The sequence below is a fragment of the Mesorhizobium sp. M7A.F.Ca.ET.027.03.2.1 genome (assembly GCF_003999175.1).
GTDB lineage: Bacteria > Pseudomonadota > Alphaproteobacteria > Rhizobiales > Rhizobiaceae > Mesorhizobium.
The window spans coordinates 1-4,289 of record NZ_RZOM01000501.1; the positions used below are offsets into that span (position 1 = coordinate 1).

General features: G+C 63.4%; 5 protein-coding genes. 2 read left to right on the top strand and 3 right to left on the bottom strand.

What is annotated here, in order from left to right; genetic code table 11:
- Window positions 1–796, bottom strand: a 796-nt coding sequence (locus tag EN750_RS20730) for an AMP-binding protein (protein WP_145967800.1), incomplete at its 3' end; no start/stop codon positions are given.
- Between the two features lie 302 nt (window positions 797–1,098).
- On the opposite strand from EN750_RS20730, the gene EN750_RS20735 reads away from it, so the two are divergent.
- Window positions 1,099–1,371, top strand: a complete 273-nt coding sequence (locus EN750_RS20735; protein ID WP_013529022.1) for an usg protein — start codon at window positions 1,099–1,101, stop codon at window positions 1,369–1,371.
- 242 nt (window positions 1,372–1,613) lie between these two features.
- Here EN750_RS20735 and EN750_RS20745 read toward each other — a convergent pair whose 3' ends face one another.
- Both EN750_RS20745 and EN750_RS20750 read right to left on the bottom strand, forming a co-directional pair.
- Window positions 1,614–2,648: an aldo/keto reductase gene (locus tag EN750_RS20745; RefSeq protein WP_127397504.1), complete on the bottom strand. Its 1,035-nt coding sequence runs from the start codon at window positions 2,646–2,648 to the stop codon at window positions 1,614–1,616.
- Between the two features lie 52 nt (window positions 2,649–2,700).
- The gene (locus EN750_RS20750) at window positions 2,701–3,882 is read right to left on the bottom strand and encodes an MFS transporter (protein ID WP_127397505.1); all 1,182 of its coding nucleotides are present in this window, start codon (window positions 3,880–3,882) and stop codon (window positions 2,701–2,703) included.
- Window positions 3,883–4,001: 119 nt separating this feature from the next.
- Here EN750_RS20750 and EN750_RS20755 point away from each other — a divergent pair.
- Window positions 4,002–4,289, top strand: a 288-nt coding sequence (locus tag EN750_RS20755) for a LysR family transcriptional regulator (protein ID WP_145967801.1), incomplete at its 3' end; no start/stop codon positions are given.

Consider the following 4,289-nt stretch of genomic DNA (forward strand, 5'->3'; position numbering starts at 1 on the left):
ATGTGTAGAGGATGAACAGCGGGTCCTCGGCCTTCATCTTCTCGGGCTTGCATTCGGCTTTCACCGTCGCGACCTCGTCGTGGTACCAGACGTCGCGGCCTGAAACCCAGCCGGTCTTGCCGCCGGTGCGGCGCACGACCACCACCTTTTCGACTTTCGTTCCGGCTTTCGCGGCGATCTCGATCGCCTTGTCGGTGTTTTCCTTCAAAGGGATGGGCTTGCCGCCGCGCAGGCCTTCATCAGCCGTGATGACGAAGGTCGACTTGCAGTCGTCGATGCGGCCGGCCAGCGCATCCGGCGAGAAACCGCCGAAGACGATCGAATGGACGGCGCCGATACGCGTGCAGGCCAGCATCGCATAGGCGGCTTCCGGGATCATCGGCATGTAGATGGTGACGCGATCACCTTTCTTGACGCCGTGTTTCTTCATCACATTGGCGAGCCGGCAGACATGCTCGTAGAGCTCGTTATAGGTGACCTTCTTGTCATCGTAGGGATTGTCGCCTTCCCAGATGATGGCGGTCTGGTTGCCGCGCTTCTTCAGGTGCCGGTCGATGCAGTTGTAGGAAACGTTGGTCAGTCCGTCCTCGAACCATTTGATCGAGACCTTGCCGTCGAAAGAGGTGTTCTTGACCTTGCTGTAGGGCTTGAACCAGTCGATGCGCTTGCCGTGCTTGCCCCAGAATTTGTCCGGGTTCTTGACGCTGTCGGCATACCATTTCAGGTAGGTGTCATTGTCGATCAGCGCGTTTTTCTTCCACGCCGGCTGGACGCGATGGACATGAACCTCGGACATTCCTGACTTTCCTCCCGAACCAATCGCCGGCTTGAAATGCCGGCGGGATCGCGGCGACAGGGCCGCGAATTCGGCGGCATTATTACCAGTTCCGCCGTTACGGCAACATTAGACGTTGGATTCGCGCGGCTGGATGCCGCAGGGGGCTTTCCCGAGGCTGTCAGCACTCGGCCAAGTGCGCTGCTAACTGCATGTTTTCGCATGCTAAAGCCGGTTCAGATGAAGAAAAAATCAATAGACGATTAATCAGCGGCGCGCACAATCAGCCATGGGAGGACAGGCGAATCAACCTGGGGACCGTAATGCGCGACCATGCCGAAATGGACCTGATGCTCAAAGGCTATGGCTTGACCACGGCCAAGATTCTTTATCACTTTCCCGATCACCCGCATCTGCTGCAGAGCTTCATCTGGCAGGACTACGATCTGGCGCCGAAGTTTCCGGTGCTGATCAAGTTCATCGAATTCTGGAAGGCCAAGCTGGACGGGCCGCTGCATTCGATCAGCTACACCCACCAGAAGCTGATCGCGCCGAATGAATGGCGCAAGGTGGATGGTGAGTTCGTGCTGCATTAGGGGCGAGTTTCGCAGCAACGGCTTCTTGAGGTCGGCGTTCTACGACGCCCCCCTCTGTCCTGCCGGACATCTCCCCCTCAAGTGGGGAGATTGGCAGCTCCGCCGACAACGCCGCCCCTTGTTACGCCTGAGATTGGCGAAAGTCGCCGCGACATCCGATCTCCCCCCTTGAGGGGGAGATGGCCGGCAGGCCAGAGGGGGGCGCTGGCCCGCGAACCTTGCGCCATGACGACCCGATGCGCTCACACAGCCGGCGGGTTGAGCCGGGCAAAGCCTTCCTGCCGCCGATACGGGAAGTACGGGTAGGGCGCGGTGACTTCGCTTGCGGCGTCGAGCTTTTTCATCTGCTCCGGCGTCAAGGTCCAGCCAACGGCGCCGAGGTTCTGGCGAAGCTGTTCCTCGTTGCGGGCGCCGATGATGACCGACGACACGGTCGGGCGCTGCAGCAGCCAGTTGATGGCGATCTGCGGCACGGTCTTGCCGGTTTCCTGCGCCACCGCATCGAGCGCATCCATGACCCGGTAGAGATGCTCGTCCTCGACCGGCGGGCCGAAATCAGCTGTGTCGTGCAGCCGGCTCTGTTCCGGCAAGGGCTGGCCACGGCGGATCTTGCCGGTCAGGCGGCCCCAGCCGAGCGGGCTCCACACGAGCGCGCCGACGCCCTGGTCGAGGCCGAGCGGCATCAACTCCCATTCGTAGTCGCGGCCGACCAGCGAGTAGTAGACCTGGTGCGCGACATAGCGCGGATAACCGTGCTTGTCGGCTTGCGCCAGCGACTTCATCACTTGCCAGCCGGAGAAATTGGAGACGCCGACATAGCGCAGCTTGCCGGCGCGCACGAGTTCGTCCAGCGTCGACAAGACCTCCTCGATCGGCGTCCCGGCATCGAAAGCGTGCAGCTGCAACAGGTCGATATAGTCAGTGCCGAGGCGCTTCAGCGCGGCGTCCACCGACTTGATCAACCGCGACCGGGAAGAGCCATAGTCAGCCGGTCCGTCGCCCATCGGCAGCGCGGTCTTGGTCGATATCAGAACGGCATCGCGGCGGCCTTTTATGGCTTCGCCAAGCACCTCTTCCGAGGCGCCGTTCGAATAGACGTCGGCGGTGTCGAACAAATTGACGCCGGCCTCCAGGCAGATGTCGATCAGCCGCCGCGCTTCCCTGGCGTCGCTGTTGCCCCAGGCGCCGAACAGCGGGCCGGAGCCGCCAAAGGTTCCCGCGCCGAATGAGAGTGCGGGCACTTTCAGGCCCGATGCACCGAGACGTCGGTAGTCCATCTTTTTACTCCTGTGGAATGAAAGGTGTGGGAAGCGGGTTTGCAGAGGACGGTCACGACCGGATGGAGGCAGGCTCGCCGAGCGTGGCGGTGCGATCGAGACGCAGCGCCAGCCCCGCCACGCCGAGTGCCGTGAGCGGCAGCAGGGCGGCGACCCAGGTCAGTGCATCCAGGCCAAGGCCATGGGCAATGACCGCACCGCCAAGCCAGGCACCTGCCGCATTGCCGAGATTGAAGGCGGCGATGTTGAAGGACGAGGCGAGGCTCTGGCCGGCACCTTGCGCCTTGTCCAGTACCCACATCTGCAGCGGCGCCACGGTGGCAAAGGCGGCGGCCCCGAGCAGGCCGACATAGATGACGGCCATGACCTGGCTGTGGATGGCGAAGCTCATGGTTGCAAGCACCAGGGCCAGCACCACGAGACTGCCCAGCACGGCCGGCACCAGCCAGCGGTCGGCGACCTTGCCGCCAAGCAAATTGCCGGCGATGAGACCGCCGCCGAAGACGAGCAGGATCGGCGACACGGCCGCTTCCTTGAAGCCGCTGATCTCGGTCAGCAGTGGTGCGATATAGGTGAAGACGGCGAAGACGCCGGCATAGCCGAGCACCGTGGTGGCGAGGCCGAGCAGGACGGGCGTGCGGCGCAGCACGGCGAGATCGGCGCGCAGATCGCTCTTTTCGGGCGCCGTCCGGCTGCGTGGCACCAGAGCCAGGATGACGGCGAAGGCCGCCACACCGACCAATGTCACCGCCCAGAAGGTCGCCCGCCAGCCGAAGGCCTGGCCGAGCCAGGTGCCGAAGGGCACGCCGAGGATGTTGGCGATGGTCAGGCCGGTGAACATCAGCGCGATCGCCGAGGCTTGTCTGTTGGGTGCGACCAGCCCGGTGGCGACGACAGAGCCGACGCCGAAGAATGTGCCGTGGGCGAAGGCGGTGATAATGCGGGCGCCCATCAGCGTCCAGTAATCGGGGGCCAGCGCACAAGCGAGATTGCCAAGCGTGAAGATCGCCATCAGTGCCAGAAGCACGGTCTTGCGTGGCCAGTTGCCGGTGGCGATGGTCAGCAGGGGCGCGCCGATGACGACGCCGAGCGCATAGCCCGAAATGAGCTGGCCGGCGGCCGTGATCGAAACGCCGAGATCCTTGCTGACATCGAGCAGCAGACCCATGATGACGAATTCGGTGACGCCGATGCCGAAGGCACCGGCGGCAAGGGCGTAGAGAGCAAGAGGCATGGCGATTTCCACTTCGATGACGACGAGCGCCGTCCCGCGCCCCGAGCCCTGAGATCGTGCTTCCCGGCATTGTGAACCAGACTTGCCTCGGGCACATTTTCTGTGAAATAGATTCATAAATGGCCAGGCCCGACATCAATCGCTCCGGCGAGATCGAAGTGTTCGTGCGCGTCGTCGAGGAAGGCAGTTTTTCCTCTGCCGCACGCGCGTTGCGCATGACGCCTTCGGCGGTGAGCAAGCTGATCGCGCGGCTGGAGGCCCGGCTTGGCGCGCGGCTGGTCAGCCGCTCGACGCGAAAGCTGCAACTGACGCCGGAAGGTACCGCGTTCTACGAGAGCGGCCTGCGCATCCTCGCCGACATGGCGGCGGCCGAGCAGGAGGCAGCGGCGGGTGGTTCACCCCGCGGG